The 23,667-nt window shown below is 63.4% G+C and carries 21 protein-coding genes and 1 pseudogene; 14 read left to right on the plus strand and 8 right to left on the minus strand.

All coding sequences use genetic code 11. From position 1 onward, the window contains the following. Nucleotides 1-82: 82 nt before the first annotated feature. Nucleotides 83-2,326 carry a glycosyltransferase family 32 protein gene (locus EG244_RS20665; RefSeq protein WP_199737917.1) on the plus strand — a complete coding sequence of 748 codons (2,244 nt, stop codon included), beginning with the start codon at nt 83-85 and terminating at the stop codon, nt 2,324-2,326. A gap of 144 nt (nt 2,327-2,470) precedes the next feature. Here the strand turns inward: EG244_RS20665 and EG244_RS09710 are convergent, their stop codons facing one another. Next, entirely contained in the window at nt 2,471-3,607 is a 1,137-nt protein-coding gene (locus EG244_RS09710) for a polysaccharide biosynthesis/export family protein (protein WP_456071333.1), read from the minus strand. A gap of 265 nt (nt 3,608-3,872) precedes the next feature. Next, nucleotides 3,873-5,174, minus strand: a complete 1,302-nt coding sequence (locus EG244_RS09715; RefSeq protein ID WP_124964814.1) for a capsule biosynthesis protein — start codon at nt 5,172-5,174, stop codon at nt 3,873-3,875. Nucleotides 5,175-5,384: 210 nt separating this feature from the next. Between EG244_RS09715 and EG244_RS09720 the strand changes: the two genes are divergently transcribed. The 4 genes and pseudogenes from EG244_RS09720 to EG244_RS21475 all read left to right on the plus strand — a co-directional run. Then, nucleotides 5,385-6,002 (plus strand): riboflavin synthase, encoded by a 618-nt coding sequence (locus tag EG244_RS09720; RefSeq protein ID WP_124964815.1) that lies wholly within the window; start codon nt 5,385-5,387, stop codon nt 6,000-6,002. A 3-nt stretch (nt 6,003-6,005) separates the two neighbouring features. Then, nucleotides 6,006-7,061: a peptide chain release factor 1 gene (gene prfA, locus EG244_RS09725; protein ID WP_124964816.1), complete on the plus strand. Its 1,056-nt coding sequence runs from the start codon at nt 6,006-6,008 to the stop codon at nt 7,059-7,061. Then, nucleotides 7,058-7,903: a peptide chain release factor N(5)-glutamine methyltransferase gene (prmC, locus tag EG244_RS09730; RefSeq protein ID WP_233588969.1), complete on the plus strand. Its 846-nt coding sequence runs from the start codon at nt 7,058-7,060 to the stop codon at nt 7,901-7,903. The genes prfA and prmC overlap by 4 nt, the downstream gene beginning before the upstream one ends. A 241-nt stretch (nt 7,904-8,144) precedes the next feature. Continuing rightward, a pseudogene (locus tag EG244_RS21475) lies at nt 8,145-8,391 on the plus strand (DUF4167 domain-containing protein); the annotation flags it as partial. Between the two features lie 721 nt (nt 8,392-9,112). Here EG244_RS21475 and EG244_RS09740 read toward each other — a convergent pair. Further along, nucleotides 9,113-9,784, minus strand: coding sequence for a PAS domain-containing protein (locus EG244_RS09740; RefSeq protein WP_124964818.1), 672 nt, complete (start codon nt 9,782-9,784; stop codon nt 9,113-9,115). A gap of 256 nt (nt 9,785-10,040) precedes the next feature. Between EG244_RS09740 and EG244_RS09745 the strand changes: the two genes are divergently transcribed. Both EG244_RS09745 and rarD read left to right on the plus strand, forming a co-directional pair. Continuing rightward, nucleotides 10,041-10,250 (plus strand): heavy-metal-associated domain-containing protein, encoded by a 210-nt coding sequence (locus EG244_RS09745; RefSeq protein ID WP_124964819.1) that lies wholly within the window; start codon nt 10,041-10,043, stop codon nt 10,248-10,250. A gap of 103 nt (nt 10,251-10,353) precedes the next feature. Further along, nucleotides 10,354-11,277, plus strand: a complete 924-nt coding sequence (rarD, locus tag EG244_RS09750) for an EamA family transporter RarD (protein ID WP_124964820.1) — start codon at nt 10,354-10,356, stop codon at nt 11,275-11,277. Between the two features lie 3 nt (nt 11,278-11,280). On the opposite strand, the gene EG244_RS09755 is transcribed toward rarD, so the two are convergent. Continuing rightward, nucleotides 11,281-12,372 (minus strand): anhydro-N-acetylmuramic acid kinase, encoded by a 1,092-nt coding sequence (locus EG244_RS09755; RefSeq protein ID WP_124964821.1) that lies wholly within the window; start codon nt 12,370-12,372, stop codon nt 11,281-11,283. 64 nt (nt 12,373-12,436) lie between these two features. Here EG244_RS09755 and tyrS point away from each other — a divergent pair, with 64 nt between their 5' ends. Beyond that, complete coding sequence (tyrS, locus tag EG244_RS09760; RefSeq protein ID WP_124964822.1) at nt 12,437-13,687, plus strand: tyrosine--tRNA ligase; 1,251 nt, start codon at nt 12,437-12,439, stop codon at nt 13,685-13,687. Nucleotides 13,688-13,832: 145 nt separating this feature from the next. Here the strand turns inward: tyrS and EG244_RS09765 are convergent, their stop codons facing one another. Further along, nucleotides 13,833-14,147 carry a DUF1476 domain-containing protein gene (locus EG244_RS09765; protein WP_124964823.1) on the minus strand — a complete coding sequence of 105 codons (315 nt, stop codon included), beginning with the start codon at nt 14,145-14,147 and terminating at the stop codon, nt 13,833-13,835. Between the two features lie 139 nt (nt 14,148-14,286). Between EG244_RS09765 and EG244_RS09770 the strand changes: the two genes are divergently transcribed. After that, on the plus strand, nt 14,287-15,045 hold the full coding sequence (locus tag EG244_RS09770) for a phosphoribosylaminoimidazolesuccinocarboxamide synthase (protein WP_124964824.1): 759 nt from the start codon (nt 14,287-14,289) through the stop codon (nt 15,043-15,045). A gap of 19 nt (nt 15,046-15,064) precedes the next feature. Then, nucleotides 15,065-15,304, plus strand: a complete 240-nt coding sequence (gene purS / locus EG244_RS09775; protein WP_124964872.1) for a phosphoribosylformylglycinamidine synthase subunit PurS — start codon at nt 15,065-15,067, stop codon at nt 15,302-15,304. Between the two features lie 77 nt (nt 15,305-15,381). Here purS and EG244_RS09780 read toward each other — a convergent pair whose 3' ends face one another. Then, nucleotides 15,382-15,918 (minus strand): MarR family winged helix-turn-helix transcriptional regulator, encoded by a 537-nt coding sequence (locus EG244_RS09780; protein ID WP_233588970.1) that lies wholly within the window; start codon nt 15,916-15,918, stop codon nt 15,382-15,384. Between the two features lie 112 nt (nt 15,919-16,030). Between EG244_RS09780 and EG244_RS09785 the strand changes: the two genes are divergently transcribed. Next, on the plus strand, nt 16,031-16,957 hold the full coding sequence (locus EG244_RS09785) for a sigma-70 family RNA polymerase sigma factor (RefSeq protein ID WP_124964826.1): 927 nt from the start codon (nt 16,031-16,033) through the stop codon (nt 16,955-16,957). Nucleotides 16,958-17,125: 168 nt separating this feature from the next. Here EG244_RS09785 and clpA read toward each other — a convergent pair whose 3' ends face one another. Both clpA and gloB read right to left on the minus strand, forming a co-directional pair. Beyond that, on the minus strand, nt 17,126-19,444 hold the full coding sequence (gene clpA / locus EG244_RS09790) for an ATP-dependent Clp protease ATP-binding subunit ClpA (RefSeq protein WP_124964827.1): 2,319 nt from the start codon (nt 19,442-19,444) through the stop codon (nt 17,126-17,128). A gap of 170 nt (nt 19,445-19,614) precedes the next feature. After that, nucleotides 19,615-20,382, minus strand: coding sequence for a hydroxyacylglutathione hydrolase (gene gloB / locus EG244_RS09795; protein ID WP_124964828.1), 768 nt, complete (start codon nt 20,380-20,382; stop codon nt 19,615-19,617). 64 nt (nt 20,383-20,446) lie between these two features. Here gloB and EG244_RS09800 point away from each other — a divergent pair, with 64 nt between their 5' ends. From EG244_RS09800 to atpA, 3 genes are all read left to right on the plus strand, one after another. Continuing rightward, nucleotides 20,447-21,220: a class I SAM-dependent methyltransferase gene (locus EG244_RS09800; RefSeq protein ID WP_124964829.1), complete on the plus strand. Its 774-nt coding sequence runs from the start codon at nt 20,447-20,449 to the stop codon at nt 21,218-21,220. A 333-nt stretch (nt 21,221-21,553) separates the two neighbouring features. Then, a complete protein-coding gene (locus EG244_RS09805) occupies nt 21,554-22,114 on the plus strand; it encodes a F0F1 ATP synthase subunit delta (RefSeq protein ID WP_124964830.1) in 561 nt (186 codons plus the stop codon). Then, complete coding sequence (gene atpA, locus EG244_RS09810) at nt 22,114-23,652, plus strand: F0F1 ATP synthase subunit alpha (protein ID WP_124964831.1); 1,539 nt, start codon at nt 22,114-22,116, stop codon at nt 23,650-23,652. The genes EG244_RS09805 and atpA overlap by 1 nt, the downstream gene beginning before the upstream one ends. The last annotated feature ends 15 nt before the right edge of the window (nt 23,653-23,667 follow it).

The raw sequence follows: 23,667 nt of genomic DNA on the forward strand, positions 1-23,667 counted from the left end.
TGCGAAAATCAGAACCTGAAGACAAATTCCTGCCGAAATCCGGCGATATCAGGTCAGAAATACAGGCGGAGGCAGGGAACGGATGGTCAGGGACTACAGAATCGGTGCGCTCTGGATCGGCGGCAATCTGAGCTATCTTGAGCAGCTTTGTCTGAAAAGCTTTATCGATGTCGGTCAGCATGTGGTGCTTTACACCTATGAAGGCATCACCAATGCCCCCGAAGGGGTTGAGATCCGCGATGCCGCGGAGATCCTGCCGCTGAACGGTTTTCTGCGTCATGGCCGCACCGGCTCGCCGGCCCCGCATGCGGATCTCTTCCGCTATCATATGCTGGCCAAACAGCACGATATGATCTGGGCGGATACCGATGCCTATTGTCTGCGGCCTTTCACCACAAACAACGGTCATTTCTACGCCTGGGAAAGCGATCATGGCCTGGCCAATGGCGTGCTGGGTCTGCCCCCCGACAGCGAGACCCTGCGCGGGCTGCTGGACTTCACCTCTGACGAATATGGCATCCCGCCCTGGTTCAGCGCGAAGGAGCAGGATCGTCTGCGCGCTTTGCGTGATGCGGGCACCCCGGTTCATGCGGCCGACCAGCCCTGGGGTGTCTGGGGTCCGGCGGCGCTGACGCATTTTCTGAAAGCAACGGGAGAGGTGAAATACGCCCTGCCGAGTGACGCGCTTTACCCGTTCCGCTACCGCGACCGGCGGCAGATGCTGAAGCCGGGGGTGCGGCTTGAGGATTATGTCACGGAAGAGTGTTTCTCGATCCATTTTTACGGGCGTCGAATGCGGTCGCGGATCTTGTCCGCAGAACCCGGAGGGGTGCCGAGGCCGCGCTCTGTCATCGGGCGACTGCTGAAGGCCCATGGCATTGACCCGGCGGCCGCCCCGCTGCGCCGACCAGAGGGCGATGCGCCCCCCGCAGAGAATGCCGCAGAGGCTGAGACCTCATGGCCGCCGCTCTGGTGGCCGGAGGCGGGACAGCGCTCTGTGGCATCGGTCGCGGATGTGACGGGCGTTGCCGTTCCGGAGCTTTTCGACCTTTGGCAGCAGTTTCGCTGTGACATCACGCTTCTCTCACCCGGGGCGGAGGGGCCGTTCACAGGCGCGGGCCCGGCAAAATCGGCGCGCAGAGAGCTGATCGCCCGCGGGGTGCCGCGCGAGAAGATCCAGATCCCCGCGCAGCCCGGCGATCTGCGTCCGGTCGATCTGGTGCTGAATATCGCGGGCTTCGGGGCGCGCTGGAAACGGCCCCTGCCGGAGAGCCTCTCGCGCTCGCTTTGCCACTCCGACACGCTGATGCTCAGTGATATCCGCAAAGGTTCGGGGGCCTGGGGCTGGCTGAAGGCGCTGGGACCGACCGAGGCGCTGGGCCCCCCGCAGGGAGAGATGACCCGGGTGCAGACGCGCATCGCCCCGCCTGCGGATCAGGCAGGCTGGGCCGGTCTTGCAAGGGAGCTGGCCGGAAGCGGGGGCTTCTTTGAGGATCTGGGCGAGCACAGCTTTCTTTACATCCCGCGCTCGCCCAAGGTGCTGGTTGTGACCTTCGACAATCTCGATATCGCGATGAACAAGCGGGAAGATCGCCGCCCCTGGGGGTTTGATTTCATCGAAAAGCAGGGCTGGGCGATGCTGGGGGTGATGGCCGGTGGCTGGACCTGGTATCGCGACGGCGCGGTCAGCGCCATGTTTGAGCGGCTCCGTGATGAGGGGTTCTTCAGCCGTTTTGAGCGGGTGGTGTTTTATGGCGCCTCGATGGGCGGTTATGCGGCAGCGGCGTTTTCCGGCGCGGCACCAGGGGCAGATGTTGTGGCGATCTCGCCGCAGTCGACCCTTGATCGCGGGCTTGTGCCCTGGGAGAGCCGCTATAAAACCGCCTGGCACCGCGATTTCTCGGGGCCCTTTGGCGATGCTGCCGAGGTCAGCGACAAGGCCGCCAGAATGGTGCTGCTTTACGATCCCTTTGAACCGCTGGACGCCCGCCATGCGGCGCGGTTCAGCGGCGATAATGTCATGCGGCTGCCTGCGCCGCTGATGGGGCACCGGCTTGGCTCGTCGCTTTTGCAGATGGGGGTGTTGACGGAGATCATTCTGGCAGCCCTTGACGGTACGCTGACGCCGCAGGCCTTCCGCACCACCCTGCGCGCGCGGCGGAGTTTCCCGCGCTATCAGCGCGAGTTGTTTGAGAAGGCCATGGCGAAGGGCCACCGCAAACTCGCCCTGCGCATGGCCGAGCGGGCGCTGCAGCTGACCGACAACCGCCCCCTGCGCGTGGCCCTGCGCCGCGCGCGCCGGGAGGGCGGGGGCGGAAGCGCCTGAAGGAAACGCGGGCAATGTCTTGCAAAGGCCAGCTCCGCAGGGCGCATCGGCCCGGCCCACAGGGCCGGGCGCTTGCCGGATCCTGCGCAGAGGACATGAAAAAACCGGCCCGCAGGGGCCGGTTTGGATGGCTCTGATGCCCTGTCAGCCGCCTGAGGCCGAGCGCAGGCTGTCGGCTGCCGAGGTCGCCCCTGTCAGCGCGCTGAGCGTTTTTTGCCACTGCACATAGGGCGCTTCGGTGACATAGACGGTGTCGCCGTCGCGCACCACGAAATCGCGGGCGTGGAACATCCCCATGGGCTGTGTGAGATCAAGCACATAGACCATGCGCTGGTCGCCCTGCAGATCGCTGCGGCCAAGGACCTTATTGGCGATGCCCGCCGGTTCATTGCGGAAGACGAAGACGCCGGTGGGATCGGCCAGATAGGTGTTGAGACCACCGACCTGCGCAATCGCTTCAATGGCCGAGAGGGTGCGGGTGTCAAAGGGCACGCGGGTCTGGGTGCCGGTGGCGCCCAGGGCCACATAGGCGCGGCGGTCCTCTTCGACGACGATTTTATCTCCCGCGCGCAAAGCGATATCGGCCTGCGGGTTTTCATAGATATCCTGCAGCCAGACCTTGCGGGTGGTCGCGCCGCGCGTCACCCGGACCTGAGCCACGGAGGGCTGAATGGCGACGCCCCCGGCGCGCGACAGCATCCCCAGCAGTGAGCGGGTCGGGCGCTCAATCGGATAGACGCCCTGGGCCGCCACGCCGCCTGAAACCGAAACGGTCGAGCCATCTCCTGCCGCGCGCGCGACCATGACCTGAGGATCCGGGGTCTGGCTTTCCAGCTCTTTGGTAATGGCCGTGCGCAACTGATCAGGGGTGCGCCCGGAGGCTTTCACCCGACCGGCATAGGGCACAAAGATATAGCCCTGATCGTCCACCTGCACATCGGTCAGCACCGAAAGACGCTCTCCCGCGACCGAGAGCAGCGGCTCATCTTTGACGTTCTCAAAGATACTGAGGCTCACCACATCGCCGGGATTAATGCGATCAGCGGTCACCCGTCCGGCCGCGGCAAAGCTTTGCGGAAAGCTCAGATCCGGCACGACGGCGGTGGCCCGGGTGACACGGTCATTGACCGAGACCACAAAGGCATCGCCCTGTTTCATCACGCTGCCGGCAAAAATTTCATTCTTACTTGGCCCTGAACGTGGCAGGCCGCAGCCTGCAAGGGCGATCACACAAAGGCTCAGCGCCAGAAAGCTGGCCCCGGATCTGACTTCTGATCTCACTGCTCGGTCTCCATCGCCGGACCTGTTTTATCTTTTGCGGATAACGCTAACCGCTTATGGCGTTTCGATCCAGCCCACAATGTCGCAGCCGGAGCCGCGCTCAGGTGATGAGATGCAACTGTTGCCCTGGTGCCGCGCAGCCGGTGAACCGGGTCTCACAGAGATCCTGCGGTGCGGGTATCCTGTCCACCAGCTGTCGCAGCAAAGCGGGCTGCCCGCGGGAGGAATGGCCGGGGCCGCCTTTCGGAGAAAGCGGCTGCCGCGCTCAGGTGATCAGGCGTAACTGCTGTCTTGGGGTCGCGCAGCCGGTGAGCAGGGCCTCATAGGGGTCCTGCGGTGCGAGCATCATATCCACCACCTGCCGCAGCACAGCGCGCCGCCCGCGGGAGGAGTAATAGCCCCCCACCAGCTGGCTCGTTTCCAGAAGAAAGCGGCGGTAATCGCGGTAGGCCTTCAGGTCGGGGCGGCGGGGGGCGTGAAAGAAGTCCGCCAGCGGCTGGTCGCTCAGAAACTCGGTCTTTTGATAGACCGCCCGGCCAAAGGCCTTCAGCGGCATGCCGCGCCAGAGCGCCTGCTGCGCGGCGGTGGAATTGACCGTCACTGCGGTACGGGCATGGTTCAAAAGCCGCGCAAGCTTACCGCCGCCAACGTAATGCACGCGTGCGGAAAGACCCAGACGGCTGGCCTCCCGGGTGATGGCCGCCTCAATACCGGCGCGGCCGTCTTCCAAGGGGTGGGCTTTGAACACCAGATGATGATGGAGCGGCGCGCCGGCGGCAAAGCCCTCCAGCACCAGGGTGATGAACTCGGACATCGAGGAGAAGGGCGAATGCATCCGGAAGCTTGAATCATGCTCAAGCTGCAGCAGCACCAGGTGATAGGGAAAGCCACCCTGACTGATCGCGCGTTCCGCCTGCCAGCGCCGCAGCCGGTGGACCGGCATCAGCACGAGGCGCTTGAGATAGAGGCGGAACTCCTCCAGCACGGTGATCGAGCGGTGCGGGCGGAAATTGCGGTAGCGCCCGTTCAGCGCCATGACAAAGAAATGATAGGCCGCGCCGTAAAAGATATGCTGGCGCAGATCGCCCCAGACGGCGGGCACCTCCGGGACCTCGTCCTCGGCCCGGGTCAGGGCCTGGCGCATCTCCTCAAGGCTGAGATCCATCAGGCGGGAATGGCCGTTCGAGCCCCCGCGCTCATAGGTGACCCAATAGGGACGCAGATAGCCTTCCTCAAAAATATGGATGGAAAGCCCGGCGCTGCGGGCGATCCCGATGGCCCGGGCATGGATCGGGCGGGTATCGCCATAAAGCACCAGATCGGTGATGCCCTTATCTTCGAGGATCTGCGCGAAAGCCGCAGGCCAGTCTTCCGGGCGGCCCAGCCAGGGGAGATAGCTTGCCTGGTCCGGCCAGAAGACCTGATCGCCGCGGTTGAACCCCACCCGCCAGACCTCGCAACCCGCGGCCTTCAGCTGCACTGCCAGCTTTGCAAAGAAGGGTCCGTGCGGGCCCTGAAGCAGAAGAAAGCGGCGGTGCTGCGCCGGAGCGCGGGGGAAATCAGACATCTTAAATACCACTCATACCCGGGAAATTCGGGAAGCCTGGGCCAGGCGGACGATTTTTCTGCAACGCGTCGGGAACAAACGGGTTGCGTGCTCACAGAGGGAAAGATCACAGCCCTGTGGCACGATCAAGGCAGGGTGATGGCAGGCTCCTTCCCTCAGCGCGGCGGATCGTTTAGGGAAAGGCATCATTTCCCAAGGCGGAGGCTGTCCATGTTCACGGGGATTATCACGGATATCGGTGAGGTCGTGTTGTCTGAGCAGCGCGGCGATCTGCGGGCGCGGATCGCAACGGCTTATGATCCGCAAACCATTGATCTGGGGGCTTCAATTTCCTCGGATGGGGTCTGCCTGACCGTCATTGCGCGCGGCACCGAAGCAGGTCGCAACTGGTATGACGTTGAGATCTCGGCCGAGACGGTCAGCAAGACCAATATCAGCCAGGACGGCTGGATGCCCGGCAAACGTCTGAACCTTGAGCGCGCGCTGAAGGTCGGGGACGAACTCGGCGGCCATATCGTCTCGGGCCACGTCGATGGGGTGGCAGAAGTCATTGCCATGCGTCCTGAGGGCGACAGCCTGCGCGTGACCTTCCGCGCCCCGCGGGATCTCGCGGGTTTTATCGCGCCGAAGGGCTCGGTCGCGCTGAACGGCACCTCGCTGACCGTCAATGAGGTGGATGGCACCGATTTTGGCATCAACTTCATCCCCCATACCCAGACGCAGACCACCTGGGGCACGGTGAAGGTCGGCGATAAGATCAACCTCGAGATCGATACCATGGCGCGCTATGTGGCGCGGCTGCGTGACTGGGCCGCGGCGGGCAACTGACGGATGCTGCCGGTCGCAAAGCTTGAACAGATCCTCTCGCGCTTCGATTTTCTTGAAGCGCAGCTTGCGGCCGGACCGCCGTCAAACCAGATCGCGCAGATCAGCCGCGATTATTCTGAGCTGAAGCCCGTGGTGGTTGAGATCAACCGCTGGCGGCAGATCCTGGACAGCATCTCTTCGGCTGAGGAGATGCTGTCGGATCCGGAGATGAAGGCGCTGGCGGAGGATGAGTTGAACGCCCTGCGCGAGGAGCTCCCGCAGGTGGAGCATGGTCTGCGGCTGGCGCTTTTGCCCAAAGATGCCGCCGATGCCCGTCCGGCGATTCTGGAGATCCGCCCCGGCACCGGGGGCGAGGAAGCCGCGCTTTTCGCGGGCGATCTTTTGCGGATGTACCAGCGCTTTTCCGAGAACGCGGGCTGGCAGTTCCAGCTTCTGGAGCTCAGCGAATCCGATCTGGGCGGCGTCAAAGAAGCCATGGCCCGGATCGCGGGCGAGGGGGTCTTTGCGCGGATGAAGTTCGAATCCGGTGTGCACCGCGTGCAAAGGGTGCCGACCACCGAATCGGGCGGACGTATTCACACCTCTGCCGCCACCGTCGCCGTTCTGCCTGAGGCGGAGGAGGTCGATATCGACATTCCCGCCCAGGACATCCGCATTGATACCATGCGCGCTTCGGGTGCGGGCGGGCAACACGTGAACACCACCGATTCGGCGGTGCGGATCACCCATATTCCCACCGGGATCATCGTGACCTCGTCTGAGAAATCGCAGCACCAGAACCGCGCCAATGCCATGGCGGTGCTGCGCGCGCGGCTTTACGACCTCGAGCGGCAAAGAAGCGATCAGGCCCGGGCGGCGGATCGTAAGACGCAGGTCGGCTCGGGTGATCGCTCTGAGCGCATCCGGACCTATAATTTCCCGCAGGGCCGTCTGACCGACCACCGCATCAACCTGACGCTTTATAAGCTGGATCAGGTGATGCAGGGCGATCTGAGCGAGGTCATCGACGCGCTGGTCGCCGAAGATCAGGCCGCCCGTTTGGCAGAGGCCTCACAATGAGCCACGCATCGCTCTCAGAGGCCATGGCAAAGACCCTGGCCCGCGCCCGTGATCTGTTGCCGGACGGTCCGGATCAGATGCTGGATGCGCGGATGCTGCTCGCCCATGCGGCGGGGCTGACGCGTGACAAATTGCACCGGCTGGAGCTTTCGGATTTCACCCCTGAGTTTGACGCCCGCTTTGCGGCGCTGCTGGCGCGGCGGGCAGGGGGGGAGCCGGTCTCAAAGATCCTCGGCCATCGCGACTTCTGGAACTACCGCTTTCACGTCACCCCCGATGTGCTGGACCCGCGTCCCGAAACCGAATGCCTGATCGCGCTGGCGCTGCAGGCGCCCTTCTCGCGCGTGCTCGATCTGGGCACCGGCAGCGGCGCTATTTTGCTGACGCTTCTGGCGGAGCGTCCGCAGGCGCGGGGGACGGGGGCGGATCTCTCGGCTGCCGCTTTGCAGGTGGCCGCGCGCAATGCCGAAGCGCTGGGCGTGTCGGACCGCGCCACGCTGATCACCTCGGACTGGTTTTCAGATGTGGAGGGCGAGTTTGATCTGATCGTCTCAAACCCGCCCTATATCGCTGCGGATGAAATGGCGGGGCTGTCGCGCGATGTGCTGGGCTATGATCCGCGCATGGCGCTGACCGATGAGGGCGACGGGCTGAGTGTTTATCGGCTGCTGGCGGCGCAGTCCGGGGCCCGCCTGCAGCGCGGCGGGCGGATCATCGTTGAGATCGGTCCAACCCAGGGCGAGGCCGTGCGCGGATTCTTTGCAGCGGCGGGATTCTCCGGCGTGCGTGTGCATCCCGATCTGGACGGGCGCGACCGCAATGTGAGCGCAATCAAAGGCTGACTTCCGCCCAAAGTTGAAAAATACGCCGGAGAATCCGTAAAAATCACCGGAATTTTCCAAAAACCGCTTGCGCCGACGGTTCTGGCGTGCTTTCACAACTTCAGCGCAGGCAGAGACCCTTCGGTCCTGTTGCGCGTTACAGCCCGCAAAGCGTCGACCCGATTGCCCGTTTACCGGGGCTCAGCTTCAGGACAGCCTGTGCAGTCCGGGTCAGCCATATCAAGGCCGGAATACAGGACACATGAGATCCTCCAAGTCCCGCTCGCGTTCGAAACAGAACCGCCCGCGTACTATTGGTAATATCGTCAACCGGGTGTTCGACAGTTCGGGCCCCGATGGGAAGGTGCGCGGCACCCCTCAGCAGATTATTGAGAAGTATCAGGCGCTTGCGCGTGATGCTCAGCTCTCGAATGACCGCGTTGCGGCCGAGAATTTCCTGCAGCACGCAGAGCATTACACCCGTATGCTCGGCGAAGCGATGCGCGAAATGGCGGCCGAACAGGAAGCCCGTCGTCAGTTCCAGGGCCAGAACGGCAATGGAAACGGCAATGGCAATGGTAATGGCGGTGGTCATTACCAGGGCGGCGGACATCAGGGCGGTGAACGCAGCTCCTGGCAGCCGCAGAATCGTCGCGAAGACCGCGTGCCGGATGAACAGCCCGAGATCGCTCCGGTTCCGGTATTCCCCTTCGAGGACGCCGAGAGCAGCACAGCCGATGTCGGTCTGGTTGAGACGCCGGAAGACCGTGCAGTGGTGCCGGCCGCCCCCGTCGCAGCCGCTGACGAGCCGCAGCCCCGCGAAACTCGCTCGGGTGAGCGTCAGCCGCGTGAACAGCGTGAGCCCCGGGAACAGCGTGAACCCCGTGAACCCCGCCCTGAAGGCCAGCGCCGTTCCGCCGCGCCCAAGCGCGAAGACGACCGCCGCGAACCCAAGCGCGATGGCCGCCGCAAGGAAGAGCGCCGCTCTGACGAGCGCAAGCCGCGTGAGACCGAAGCCCCTGCGGTCGAAGTGACCTCAGCAGAGGCCCCGGTCGCAGCGACAGAGAAGGCACCGCGCGCAGCACCCAAGCCGCGCCGCGCGCCCGCAACCCGCCGGGCCAAAGTGGCCGATGCGGATGCGGCACCGGTGTCCTCCACCGAAGAATAACGGCGGCGAAAGCCCCGCGCCAAAAAACGGGCCCCTTCGGGGCCCGTTTTGCGTCTCAGGCCTCAGCTTTTGACCAGGCGCAGATGCGGATGGGCCGCTGCGGCAGGCCGCGCCGCGCGGATCTCCTGAAACTCAGCCGCTTTCGCCTGCGGCGGATGTGCCGGGATCACGCCGCGTTCGGGCTGCGGGATCTCGCGAAGGCGGACCTGATCAAGCCCGAAGCGCAGCACCCGGCCCGCCGGGGGCGCATCGCTGATCATACAGGCCAGCGCGCGGTCACAGGCGCCGTCACGACCTGTCATCGGCAGCACCAGAAGCCGGGTTTGGACCGTCGGGCGCAGCAGACCGGCAGGGGCAGAGAGATCCATCTCCAGCACGGCGGGGCGGCGGAAAACCTCTTCCAGACGGGCGGCAACAGCGCCGCGGCTTTCCGGGCTGATCAGAGCTGTCAGCGGCATCCCCTCGGGGCTGAGCCCAAAAAGATCACCGACCGACTGCCCGGCCAGACGCACGCGGACCTGTCCCGGGGCGATACGCTCCAGCAGCATCAGGTTGTTGAGGATATCGGCGACGCCGCGCGGATCAAAGCGGCAGCGCTCGGGCAGCAGGCGGCCTTCCCCGCGCAGCGCCAGCCAATAGGCTTCGGTCTGCGCAAAAGCCCCTGCGCGCGGCACAGGCGCACCGCCCTGCAGCAGCGTGAAGGTCTGACCCGATCTGCCGGTAAATCCGCGCATGATAACTCTCCGGAACACGCGGCCCGACCGCAGAGGCGACAGGGCAGCACACTGATAAAACCTGCCCGCTGTGATGCTGCGGGTATGGATCAGATTATAGCCGGATTTCTCGAAAATTCTTCACAATTCCGAACCTTTGGTTAACCCCTGTGGCAGCGGGCAGAGCAGCAGGGGGCAGATGGCAGCCTGTCCCCGGACGGCGCCCCCTTGCTCTGGCCCGTGCGGCGGGCCTATCTGAGCGCAAAGGAGATCCGCCATGAGCCTTCAACTGACCCTTCATCTGCCCGATATGAGCTGCGGGCATTGCGCAACGGCTGTCACTCAGGCGCTGAAGGCGCTGGATGCGGCCGCTCTCGTTGCGGTGGATCTGACGCAGCGCCGTGTCACGGTGACCACCTCGGCGTCTGAGCAGGCGGTGATTGCAGGCCTTGACGGCATCGGCTTTGAGGCGCGGCCTGCGGTCTGAGACCGCTGCGCCAAAGCCTCCGTAACATGATCCGGTGCCGGTGTTGCAATCGGCATTTCCGAAATCTTGCGGGCAGGTTACCCCTGCGCGTCAGGAGAGCAAAATGACCGATTCGACCTCTGCCCGCCGCCCTGCGGATCGTGACGATCCGCGCGGCTTTGCCTTTGCGCTGGCCTGTTATGCCTTCTGGGGGCTGATGCCGCTTTATGTGGCGCTGCTGTCGCATATCCCTTCGCTGGAGGTGCTGGCGCATCGGGTGCTGTGGTCGCTGCCGCTGGCACTGGGGGCACTGGCGCTGATGGGCAAGCTGGGCGCGCTGGCTCAGGCGCTGCGCGAGCCGCGCACGGTGATCATGGCGGGTCTGGCCTCGGCGGTGGTGACGGTGAACTGGGGCGTCTATATCTACGCCATCCATATCGGCCAGGCCATGCAGGCGGCGCTTGGCTATTATATCAACCCGCTGTTTTCGATCCTGCTGGGCTATCTTTTGCTGGGAGAGCGGCTGAACCCGTTGAAATGGCTGGCGGTGGGCTTTGCCTTTGCCGCCGTCGTCGTGCTGGCGATCGATGAAGGAGAGCTGCCCTGGATTGCGCTTTTGCTGATGCTCAGCTGGGGGTTTTACGCCTATTTCAAGCGCTCGCTGCCGGTCGGCCCCAATGAGGGCTTCGCGCTGGAGGTGCTGCTGCTCTTTCCCTTCGCGCTGGCCTATCTGGGCTATGCGGAGGTGCAGGGCTGGGCGCTGTTCCCGCACAGCGGTTTTGGCGATTTCGCGCTTCTGTTTGGCATGGGGATGTGTACCGCGCTGCCGCTGATCCTTTATGCCAATGGCGCCAAGCTGCTGCGGCTCTCCACCATTGCGATCATGCAGTATATTTCGCCGACCTGTATCTTCCTCGTGGCGGTCTTTGTCTTTGGGGAACCCTTTGGCCGCGCCAAAGCGATTGCCTTCCCGCTGATCTGGGTGGCGATGATCCTTTATGTGGTGGCCCTGGTGGTCGAGGGCCGCGCCCGTCGCCGGGCGATCTGAGGCTCAGGGGCGGCTGATCTGTCCGCCGCCCACCGCCGCCGCAACCCCGGTCGTCCCGGGGGCCGAGGTGGCCAGGCCCCGCGCCACGCGCACCGCAAGGAAAGCGAAGGCCTGGGCCTCCAGCATATCGCCGTCAAAGCCCGCCGCCTCAACCGGCTGAACCGGGCAGGGCAGGCGGGCGTTCAACTCTGCCATCAGGACCGGGTTCAGCCGCCCGCCGCCCCCTGTCAGCACCCGGCACGGCGGCGTGGGCAGCAGATCCAGGCCTGCGGCGACAGCGGCGGCGGCGGCAGCCGTCAGCGTGCGGGCGGCATCGGCGTCGCTGAGACCCGCCACGCTGTCGCTGAGGCCCGCAAAGGCATCGCGGTCGAGCGATTTGGGGGCCATGCGGAAGAAGAAGGGATGCTGCAGGAACTCTGCGATCCGTTCCTCATCGGCGGTGCCGCCGGCGGCAAGGGCGCCGTTTTCATCACGGTCCAGCCCCAGTCGCTTTTGCATCAGATCATTGATCGGCGCATTGGCGGGGCCGGTGTCAAAGGCAAAGACCGCGCCCGGCGCCTCGGGGCCCGGGGCAGAGGGATCGGCCCAGGTCAGATTGCCGACGCCGCCAAGGTTGAGAAAGACCACCGGGTCACTCCCGAGACGGCGTGCGAGTGCAAAGTGGTAAAAGGGCGCCAGCGGCGCACCCTGACCCCCCATGCGCACATCATCTGAGCGAAAGTCCCAGACCACCGGAAGCCCGAGCGCTTCCGCCAGCAGGCCGCCATTTCCGGACTGATGCGTGCCGCGCCCGCCGGGGTCATGGGCCAGGGTCTGGCCGTGAAAGCCCACCAGCTCGGCGCCGTCAAAGCGCGACAAAAGCTCCGCATGGGCGGCCTCGGTCACCTCGGCGGCGGCGCGCACTTCGGGGCTTCCGGGCCAATGGCCGAGGGCGGCGCGCAGAACGGATTGCTCCTGCAAAGAATAGGGCCGGAAGGCCGTGGGGCCGAAGTCAAAGATCGTCTCGCCATCGGTCAGCAGCATGGCCGCATCGACCCCGTCGAGCGAGGTTCCCGACATCGCGCCAAGTGTCCAGACCGGCTTTGCCTTCAACATCTGCTTTCCCTTGTGGCTTTGGACGGCTATACCCTGCCGCACCCGAAATATGGATGATCTTGCCATGACCTACCATGCCAAATCCGAGTTCCTGCGCGTCCTGATTGAGCGCGGCTATGTGGCCGACTGCACCGATTATCAGGCGCTGGATGAAGCTCTCATGACAGGCGTGGTTCCGGCCTATATCGGCTATGATGCCACGGCGGCCTCGCTGCATGTCGGGCATCTTTTGAACATCATGATGCTGCGCTGGCTGCAAAAGACCGGCCATAAGCCGATCACCCTGATGGGCGGCGGCACCACCAAGGTGGGCGATCCCTCGTTCCGCGCTGATGAGCGTCCGCTGCTGACGCCGGAAAAGATCGACGAGAATATCGCCGGCATGGGCAAGGTCTTTGCGCGCTACCTCTCTTACGGAGAAGGGGCGGGCGATGCCATCATGCTCAACAATGCGGAATGGCTGGATCATCTGAACTATCTGGAGTTCCTGCGCGACATTGGCCGTCACTTCTCGGTCAACCGCATGCTGTCGTTTGAGAGCGTGAAATCGCGTCTCGACCGCGAGCAGTCGCTGTCCTTCCTTGAGTTCAACTATATGATCCTCCAGGCCTATGACTTCCTGGAATTGAACGCGCGCTATGGCTGTCTGCTGCAGATGGGCGGCTCGGATCAATGGGGCAATATCGTCAACGGGATCGATCTGACGCGCCGCGTGAATGACACTTCGATCTTCGGGCTGACCTCGCCGCTGCTGACCACCTCGGATGGCAAAAAGATGGGCAAATCGGCCAATGGCGCGATCTGGCTCAATGGCGATATGCTGAGCCCCTATGAGTTCTGGCAGTTCTGGCGCAATTCGACCGATGCCGATGTGGGGCGCTTCCTGAAGCTTTACACCGAGCTTCCGGTGGCGGAATGCGAGCGTCTGGGCGCGCTGCAGGGCTCGGAGATCAATACCGCCAAGATCATCCTCGCCAATGAGGTCACCACGCTGCTGCATGGCGCAGAGGCCGCAGCGGCCGCAGAGGCCACGGCGCGGGAGGTTTTTGAGAAGGGCGGCATCGGGGAGGATCTGCCGACCATCCTGATCCCGGCCTCAGAGGCCGCGGAGGGGATTTCGCTGGCGCAGCTTTTCGTGCGCGCCAAGCTGGCGCCCTCGGGCAAAGAAGTACGGCGTCTTTTCCAGGAGGGCGGGGCGCGGGTCAATGATGAGGCCGCGGCCGATGGTGGCCGGATGATCGGGGCGGAGGATCTGAAAGAGCCGCTGAAACTCTCGGCGGGCAAGAAACGCCACGCGCTGGTGATGCTCGGCTGAGGCGGGCTTTGGCTGTCATGAAGACCCCCGGCGCATCAGGATGCGCCGGGGGTTTTTTCGTATTGGCGGCCCGCCTGTCATCGGCGGTGAAAAGAGGAGTATTTAAGAAAAGCCAAAGACCGGCGCCGGGGGCAGGTCGCGGAGATCAGGATTCTGCGGCGAGTGTGGCTTTGGCCTCGGCCAGAAGGCTGGTCATGCGGTGGCGGATCGTGGCCTCATCGACGCGGCCGGCGAGATCGGCGTGGATTTTACGAAAGACGTCCTCGTCGCCGGCTTCCTGGAGATCGGAGCGGGCGACCTCCCGGGCATAGGCCTGAGCGTCGGGGCCGGTTTTGCCAAGGACCCCGGCGGCCCATTCTGCCAGCAGCCGGTTTCGCCGCGCGCCGGCGCGAAACAGCATCTCGGCATCATGGGCAAATTTGCTTTCAAAGGCCCGTTCGCGATCGTCAAATGTGGTCATGATTGCCACCTCCTGAGACTTCACGTTTTAAATATGAGAAGCCTGCCGCCCTGCTGCAAGGGGCCGTGCCTTGCAGCAGGGCGGCATCTGCACTATGAGGGCGCAAAAGGGGGGATCCACTTCCCGGGTCCGAGGTTTTATGGCACGTCGCAAAAAAGTCTACGAAGGCAAGACGAAGATCCTTTATGAGGGGCCGGAGCCGGGCACCCTTATTCAGTATTTCAAGGATGATGCTGCCGTTCAGACCTCGAGCCGGCCGGCCCCTGCGGACGGGCGCGGAGTGCTGAACAACCGCCTGTCGGAATTCTTTATGAACGGCTTGAATACGGTCGGGATCCCGACCCATTTCATGCGCCGTCTGAATATGCGCGAGCAGCTGATCCGCATGGCGGAGATCATCCCGGTGGTGATCACGGTCCGCAATTATGCGGCGGGCGATCTGTCGACGCGTCTGGGCATCCCGGAAGGGGCGGCGCTGCCGCGTCCGATCGTGGAGTTCAACTTTAAAGACGACAAGCTGGGCGATCCGCTGGTGACCGAAGAGCATATCATTGCTTTTGGCTGGGCGGCGCAGCAGGACCTCGATGATATGGTGGCGCTGGCGCTCAGGGTGAACGACTTCCTGTCGGGCGCCATGCTGGCGGCGGGCATTCGTCTTGCGGACTTCCGTCTGGAAGCGGGCCGCGTCTGGGAGGGGGATTTCATGCGTCTTGTGGTCGCCGATGAGATCAGCCCCGACAGCTGCCGCCTGTGGGATCTGCGCCAGGGCGATACCGACCGCGACGGCAATGTGCGCGAGCCGGGGCCGCTGGCCGATGTTTATACTGAACTGGCGCGGCGGCTGGGGGTTATGCCCTCCAACGTCACCCATACGACCAAACCTACGCTCATTAACTGAAAGGCCCGCGGCGATGTCCCTGAAAGCCACCGTTCATGTCATGCTGAAAGACGGCGTCCTCGATCCGCAGGGTGAGGCTGTGCGCCACGCGCTCGGCACCCTTGGTTTTGCCGGTGTTGATGCCGTGCGTCAGGGCAAGGTGATCGAGCTGGATCTGACCGCGACCGATGCGGCGGCCGCTGAGGCTGAGGTCAAAGCGATGTGCGAAAAGCTGCTCGCGAACACCGTGATCGAGAAATACACCGTCACCATCCGCTGAGGCGGTAAAGGACGCGAAGATCCGGGGCGGCAGGGCAACAACCTGCCGCCTCTTTGCGTTTGGCGTTCCGCGGGGCCTCAGCGAAGTTTCGGGGGGGCGTCTTTGTTGAAGTTGACGCAGAGAAGGCCGGTGTCGCAGGCGGCCAGCACCCTCGACATACAGGCGCAGAAGGCACTTTGTGGTGCGCCCTCAAAGTGGCGGCAGTCGTGGCAGGTGCCAAATGAAGGCGCCTCGCGCAGGGCGGCAAGAGTGCTGACCAGCTTTGGCAGCGCCTGGCCGAGGCAGTCACGGGTCGTCTCATCAAGGCCCGCGACGGCGCGGATCAGATCGCGCAGCGGATCGGCGGAGAGAAGGCTGCGGCCCTCTTCGGTCAGGTCATAGCAGACGGCGCGGCCGTCACTGAGCCCCGCTCCGCGGCAGATCAGGGCCTTGCCTTCCAGGGCTTTCAGCGTCTGGGTGGCGGTGCCGCGGGTGGTGGCGTGAAAGCTTGCGAAGGCCGAGGGAGTGCGCGAGGCCGTATTGGCGCGCGACAGATAGCGCAGCGCCGTCCACTGTGCGGGCGTCAGCTGGGCATTCTGATCCTCCGCGCGGGCAGCACGTCCAAGATGGATCAACAGTTCGGAGATTTCTTCAGGGCTCACCATGCGAAAGTAGTAGCGTTTCGAAACTGGTTTGACAATCTGATTTAAGATGATAGTTTCGATTCGAAATCAAATGGTGTCTGAGATGAACCGCCCAATCCTGCCGAACCGTCATCTGAACTCTGCCTCTCCTGTCCGCGCGGCGCCCAAGCGCCGCAGCGGGGGCTTTACTGCGGAATTTCTGGATGCCGAGACAGAAGCACGGCTGGCGCGGGCCTGGCGCGACACGGGTGACACCCGGGCGCGGGACCGGATGATTCTGGCGCACCGGGCGCTGGCCTATAAGGCGGCCGCACGGATGACCCGTGGGGGTGGGCGGCCGGATGAGGATCTGATCCAGCAGGCCAATATCGGGCTTCTGAAAGCGGCAGACCGCTTTGATCCGGAAATGGGTTTTCGTTTCTCGACCTATGCCGCCTGGTGGGTGCGCGCCGAGATCCAGGATTACGCCTATAGCGACTGGTCGCTGATCCGGATGCCCGGCTCGTCGGTGCTGCGGCGGATGTTCTTTGGTCTGCGCCGCGCAGAGGGTGAGTTGAAGGCGGAAGGCGTCGCGCCGGAAGATCTGGATGCCGCACTGGCAAAGCGCTTTGACGTCGATGTTGACCGCGTTCAGATGGTGCGGGACCGTCTCGCGGCGCGGGATCTGTCGCTGAACCAGCAGATGGGCGATGCCGAGGGAAGCGCTGAATGGCAGGATCTGCTGGCCGATCCGGATCCGATGTCTGACCCGGAGATCCGGGTGGGCGAGGCGCGGGAGGCGGAGACCATGGCGGAGCTTCTGAGCCGCCACCTCGCCCGTCTGCCAGAGCGCGACCGCCGCATCCTCGCGGCCACCGTTATGGAAGATGACAATCGCACCCTGGCGCAGATGGGTGAAGAATTCCACATCTCGCGGGAGCGGGTGCGTCAGATCCGTGAACGCGCGCTTCTGGCGCTCAAGCGTTCGGTGCAGGGGGATGAGGTTACCAGAAGGATCGTGGAAGATCAGGGGATTGCGGTTCTTTCCTGATGTAGTTTGTGACGAAGGTTTAAGCCGTCAAAAAGCGCCCGTCGGACAGCCCCGGCGGGCGCTTTTTGACGGCTTGTGGCCTCTGCAGGCTAAGGCGCGTCAGGCTGCCGAACAGAAAAACGCCCGCCTTATGGGGCGGGCGTCTCTCATGACAGAATGGCCTGGGCTTTAATCTGCGGTCAGCAGCGGCGGGCGGGCCGTGGCGATCCGGGGGCGACCCGGCTCTTCGATCTGCAGGTCGAGCGCGTCGCCTTTGACCGAAACGCGGACCGTGCCGCCCTTGATCAGACGCCCGAAGAGCAGCTCTTCTGCCAGCGGCTTTTTCAGATGCTCCTGGATCACGCGGCCCAGCGGACGCGCGCCCATCTTCTCGTCATAGCCCTTTTCGCCCAGCCAGTCGGCGGCTTCCGGGGTCAGTTCGATCTGCACGCCGCGGTCGATCAGCTGTGCTTCCAGCTGCATGACGAATTTCTCAACCACTTTATGGATCGTTGCCTTGCCCAGGGGGGCGAAGGAGACGACGGCATCCAGACGGTTGCGGAACTCCGGCGTGAAGGTGCGCTCAATCGCAGCGGTGTCTTCGCCGGTGCGGGTGGTGCGGCCAAAGCCGATGGCGGTCTTCGCCAGCTCCGAGGCCCCGGCGTTGGAGGTCATGATCAGGATCACATTGCGGAAATCCACCTGACGGCCGTTGTGATCCGTCAGTTTGCCGTGGTCCATGACCTGCAGCAGGATGTTGAAGACATCCGGGTGGGCCTTTTCGATTTCATCGAGCAGCAGAACCGAATGCGGGTGCTGATCGATGCCATCGGTCAGCAGACCACCCTGGTCAAAGCCGACATAGCCCGGAGGCGCCCCGATCAGGCGCGAAACGGCGTGCTTCTCCATGTATTCCGACATGTCAAAGCGCAGCAGTTCCACCCCGAGCGAGGAGGCCAGCTGTTTGGCCACTTCGGTTTTACCGACGCCGGTCGGACCGGCGAAGAGGTAGTTACCGATGGGCTTTTCAGGCTCGCGCAGACCGGCGCGGGCAAGCTTGATCGCTGAGGACAGCGCCTCAATCGCCTGATCCTGACCGAAGACCATGCGCTTGAGCGTGGCTTCCAGATCGCGCAGCACTTCGGCATCGCCTTTCGAGACGGTTTTCGGCGGGATGCGGGCGATTTTCGCCACCACGGCCTCAATCTCTTTCGGGCCGATGGTCTTGCGACGTTTTGATCCGGGCAGCAGATGCTGCGCCGCGCCGGCTTCATCGATCACATCGATGGCCTTATCGGGCAGCTTGCGGTCGTGGATATAGCGCGCCGACAGCTCCACCGCGAGGCGGATGGCGTCTTTGGTATAGGCCAGATCGTGATGTTCTTCGAAATGGGGTTTGAGGCCCATCAGAATCTTCACGCTGTCTTCAACCGTCGGCTCATTCACGTCGATCTTCTGGAAGCGACGCGAGAGGGCGCGGTCTTTTTCAAAGTGCTGGCGGAACTCTTTATAGGTGGTTGAGCCCATGCAGCGCAGTTTGCCGCCCTGAAGCGCGGGCTTCAGCAGGTTTGAGGCATCCATGGCACCGCCCGAAGTGGCACCGGCACCGATGACGGTGTGGATCTCATCAATAAAGAGGATCGCATCGGGGTGATCTTCCAGCTCTTTGACGACCTGTTTCAGGCGCTCTTCAAAGTCACCGCGGTAGCGGGTGCCCGCCAGCAGCGAGCCCATATCCAGCGAGAAGATCGTCGCACCCGAGAGGATCTCCGGGGTTTCGCCCCGGGTGATCTTCAGCGCAAGCCCTTCGGCAATCGCGGTTTTACCCACGCCCGGATCCCCCACCAGCAGCGGGTTGTTCTTGCGGCGGCGGCAGAGCACCTGGATGCAGCGCTCCACCTCAGGCTCGCGGCCGATCAGCGGATCGACATCGCCTTTGCGGGCCTTCACGTTCAGATCGACGCAATATTTTGACAGCGCCGAATCCTTGGCCTCACCGGCCTCGGCCTTCAGCGTCTCACCCGGCTCATCCGCGCCCTGAACGGGGCGGGCCTCGCCATAGGCGGGGTTTTTGGCGACGCCATGGGCGATGAAATTCACCGCATCATAGCGCGTCATATCCTGATCCTGCAGGAAGAAGGCCGCATTCGATTCGCGCTCGGCAAAGATCGCGACCAGCACATTGGCCCCGGTCACTTCCGAGCGGCCCGAAGACTGCACATGGATCGCCGCGCGCTGGATCACGCGCTGGAAGGCGGCCGTGGGCACGGCTTCCGAGCCTTCGGTTTCGGTGATCAGATTGGCCAGATCATCGTCGATAAACTCGGTGAGCGCGCGGCGCAGCTCATCGAGGTCGACAGAGCAGGCTTTCATAACACGCGCGGCATCAGGCTCATCGATCAGGGCGAGCAGAAGATGTTCGAGCGTAGCGAGTTCATGATGACGCGCATTCGCCTGAGCGAGTGCGCCATGAATGGCCTGTTCGAGCGTAGTGGTGAACGACGGCACTTCGGTGCTCCTTGTCCTGCGGGCGGGGCCTGACGGCTTTCAGGCCTTACCCTCGCCTCTTACGATTAAACTTCGGTTTTATTTGCCGTTCTTCAAGGGCAATTTTCTGTGCGCCGCTGAGGTTCCTGCTGCAAAACCGAAAATGTGATCGGTCAGCCGGTCAGAGGGGATCAGAAACGGTCCTTTCGGGCGCGGATCTCGGCGAAAACTTCCCCGTCGGAGGAGGCTTCCATCCCCAGAGCAGCCCGGACGGACGGCTCAGAGACGCGCAGGAACGGGTTGGTGCTGCATTCGGTGGCGAGCAGGACCGGCAGGGTCGGCTCTCCGGCGGCACGGGCGGCTTCAATCTCAGCGGCCCGTGCGGATAAGGTGGGATTCGATGGCTCAATCGTCAAGGCGAAGCGGGCATTTGAGAGACTGTATTCATGGCCCGAATAAATCATCGTCTCACCGGGCAGGGCTTTCAGCCGCGACAGCGTCTGCCACATCTGCGCGGCCGTCCCCTCAAACAGCCGGCCGCAGCCAAAGGCCATCAGGCTGTCGCCGGTGAAGGCGGCCTTCGCCTCAGGGATATAATAGGCGATATGGCCGATGGTGTGGCCGGGCGCGTCCATCACCTGAACCGTCAGGCCGCCCAGAGTGAAGCGCTCTGCGGCATAAACGCTGCGGTCAAGGGCGGGCAGGCGGTGGATGTCGACCGCAGCCCCCGTCACCTTCGCGCCGGTTGCGGCGCGCAGATCCGCCACGCCCTGAATGTGGTCATCGTGGTGATGGGTCAGCAGGATGTCTGTCAGCGTCCAGCCACGGTCTGCAAGAGCCGCTTTGACCGGCGCGGCATCGGGAACATCGACGCAGAGCGTGATGCCGCTTGCGGCGTCATGGAGCACCCAGGCGTAGTTATCCTGAAGGCAGGGGATGCGAAGGATCTCAGCGGCCATGGTGTTTTCTCCCGGTCAGGCTATTCTGCGGCTCTGAGTTTCCCCTGTAAGGACCCCCGGGGCAATGCATCTTGATGTGCTTGATCTGCGAAACTTCTACTACCGCACCCGGCTGGGCCGGGCGGCGCAAAAGGCGATCCGGGATCAGCTGGTCAGTCTCTGGCCGCCGCGTGCGGGAGAGACCATCGCGGGCTTTGGCTTTGCGGTGCCGCTTTTGCGGCCCTGGCTTGGGACGGCGGCGCGGGTGATCGGGCTGATGCCGGGGCCGCAGGGGGTGATGCCCTGGCCCGCGGGGATGCCCAATGTCTCGGTCTTAAGCGAAGAAAACTCCTGGCCGCTGCCTTCGGAAAGTGTCGATCGTCTGGTGGTGATGCACGGGCTTGAGACCTCGGACAACCCGGCAGGTGTGTTGCAGGAATGCGTGCGGGTGCTGCGCCCGGAGGGGCGGATGATGATCATCGTGCCGAACCGGGCAGGGCTCTGGTGCCGCGCCGACAGCACGCCCTTTGGCTATGGCAGGCCCTATTCTGCGGGCCAGCTGGAAGCGCAGCTGAAGGCCTGGGATCTGCTGCCGGAGCGCACCACCTCGGCGCTTTATATGCCGCCCAGCGACGCCGCCTTCTGGCTGCGCACCGCCGATGTCTGGGAACGCTATGCCGCCTTCACCCCCTGGCGCTCGGGCGGGGTGATTATGGTTGAGGCTTCACGGCAGGTCTGGAACCCCCGGCGGGGTGGTCTGGGGGCGGTGGTGCGTCGTCCGCTGCGCGTTCTGGAAGGCGCCGCACTGCCCGTGGCCGAGCCGGGAAGTGCCATCCGTCCCTCGCCGCGGCGGATGTGATGAATATTCACGCAGAGCGCGAAGCGGCAGCTGGTGAATCAGCCCCGGGCCTTTGCGCGTGATCCGGCGTCAAAGGCCGCTCAACAGGGCCGCAAAACCCTGCGACACTGTGCCGGATCCGGATTTAAGGCGCACATCGTCAAGAAAGTCCTGATGTTTGCGTCTTTCAAAGGAATTCGCAGCCACCCGAAAGGTTGCGACATGAAAATTCCTCTGCTAGACGCATCGCAAAGTATGACGCAGGCCCCCGGTCTGCGCCACGGGTGGACCTTGACCCGGCGTCCGGCAGTCACGCCGGAAGCTGGCCAGGGCAAAGACAACGGAAGGGTCGACGTGTCCGAACCAGCTTCGATTTCCCTCGGCATTGCCTCGCGCTACGCACGGGCTCTGTTTGATCTGGCGGCCGAAGGCGGCGCGCTGCAGGCGCTGGAAGCCGACGTGGACGCTCTGGAGGCGGCTCTTGCTGCCAGTGCGGATCTTCGTGAAGTCATCACCTCGCCGGTGCTGACCCGTGAAGATCAGGGCCGCGCAATCGCAGCCGTTGCTGCGAAACTGAATTTCTCGGAACTGACGGTTCATACGCTCGCGCTGATGGCGCAGAAGCGTCGTCTGTTCACGCTGCCGCAGCTGGTCCTCGACCTGCGGGCGCGCATCGCGGACGCCAAGGGTGAAGTCACCGCTGAGGTGGCCTCTGCTGTGGCTCTGACCGCTGAGCAGTCGGCTCAGCTGGCAGAGGTGCTGCAAACCACCGTTGGCAAAACCGTGAAACTGAAAACGACCGTTGATGAGGCCCTCATCGGTGGTCTCGTCGTAAAGGTTGGCTCGAAAATGATCGATACTTCGATCCGCTCGAAGCTCGCCGCACTTCAAAATGCCATGAAAGAGGTTGGGTGATGGGAATCCAGGCTGCTGAGATCTCTGCGATCCTCAAAGAGCAGATCAAAAACTTCGGCAAAGACGCCGAAGTGGCCGAAGTTGGCCGTGTGCTGTCCGTGGGCGATGGGATCGCCCGTGTGCACGGGCTGGACAACGTTCAGGCCGGCGAAATGGTGGAATTCCCCGGCGGTATCCGCGGGATGGCACTGAACCTCGAAACCGACAACGTCGGTATCGTGATCTTCGGTGATGACCGCTCGATCAAAGAAGGCGATACCGTCAAGCGCACCAAGTCGATCGTGGACGTGCCGGCCGGCGACGCTCTGCTCGGCCGCGTTGTCGACGGTCTGGGCAACCCGATCGACGGCAAAGGCCCGATCGCTTCGACCGAGCGCCGCGTAGCTGACGTCAAAGCGCCTGGCATCATTCCGCGTAAATCGGTTCACGAGCCGATGGCGACCGGCATCAAAGCGATCGACGCAATGATCCCCGTTGGCCGTGGCCAGCGCGAACTGATCATCGGCGACCGTCAGACCGGTAAAACCGCTGTGGCGCTCGACACCATTCTGAACCAGAAGTCCTACAATGAGGCTGCTGGCGACGACGAGTCGAAGAAACTCTACTGCATCTATGTGGCAATCGGTCAAAAGCGTTCGACCGTTGCCCAGCTGGTGAAAAAGCTCGAAGAAACCGGCGCAATGGAATACACCATTGTTGTCGCTGCGACCGCTTCGGACCCGGCTCCGCTGCAGTATCTCGCGCCCTATTCGGCCACCGCGATGGCAGAATTCTTCCGCGACAACGGCCGTCACGCCCTGATCATCTATGATGATCTGTCGAAACAGGCTGTGTCCTACCGTCAGATGTCGCTGCTGCTGCGCCGTCCGCCGGGCCGTGAAGCTTACCCGGGCGACGTGTTCTATCTCCACTCCCGCCTGCTTGAGCGTTCGGCGAAACTCGGCGACGATTTCGGCAATGGCTCGCTGACCGCACTGCCGGTTATTGAGACCCAGGCCGGCGACGTTTCAGCTTATATTCCGACCAACGTGATCTCGATCACCGACGGTCAGATCTTCCTTGAGACCGAACTCTTCTACCAGGGCATCCGCCCGGCAGTGAACACCGGTCTGTCGGTGTCGCGCGTGGGCTCGTCGGCTCAGACCAACTCGATGAAAACCGTGGCCGGCCCGGTGAAACTGTCGCTCGCTCAGTACCGCGAGATGGCTGCTTTCGCACAGTTCGGTTCGGACCTCGACGCGTCGACCCAGGCCCTGCTGAACCGTGGTGCCCGTCTGACTGAGCTGATGAAGCAACCGCAGTACTCGCCGCTCACCAACGCTGAAATCGTTGCTGTGATCTATGCGGGCACCGCAGGCTTCCTCGACAAAGTTGCCGTGAAAGACGTCGGCCGTTTTGAAGCAGGTCTGCTGACCTTCCTGCGCACCAAGCGTAAGGACATCCTCGACTGGATCACCAACTCCGATCCCAAGATCAAGGGTGCAGACGAGCAGAAGCTGAAAGACGCAATCGCCGAATTCTCCCGCGACTTTGCTTAATCGGACTGAAAGGAC

The sequence above is a fragment of the Falsigemmobacter faecalis genome (genome assembly GCF_003863335.1).
Classification (GTDB): domain Bacteria; phylum Pseudomonadota; class Alphaproteobacteria; order Rhodobacterales; family Rhodobacteraceae; genus Wagnerdoeblera; species Wagnerdoeblera faecalis.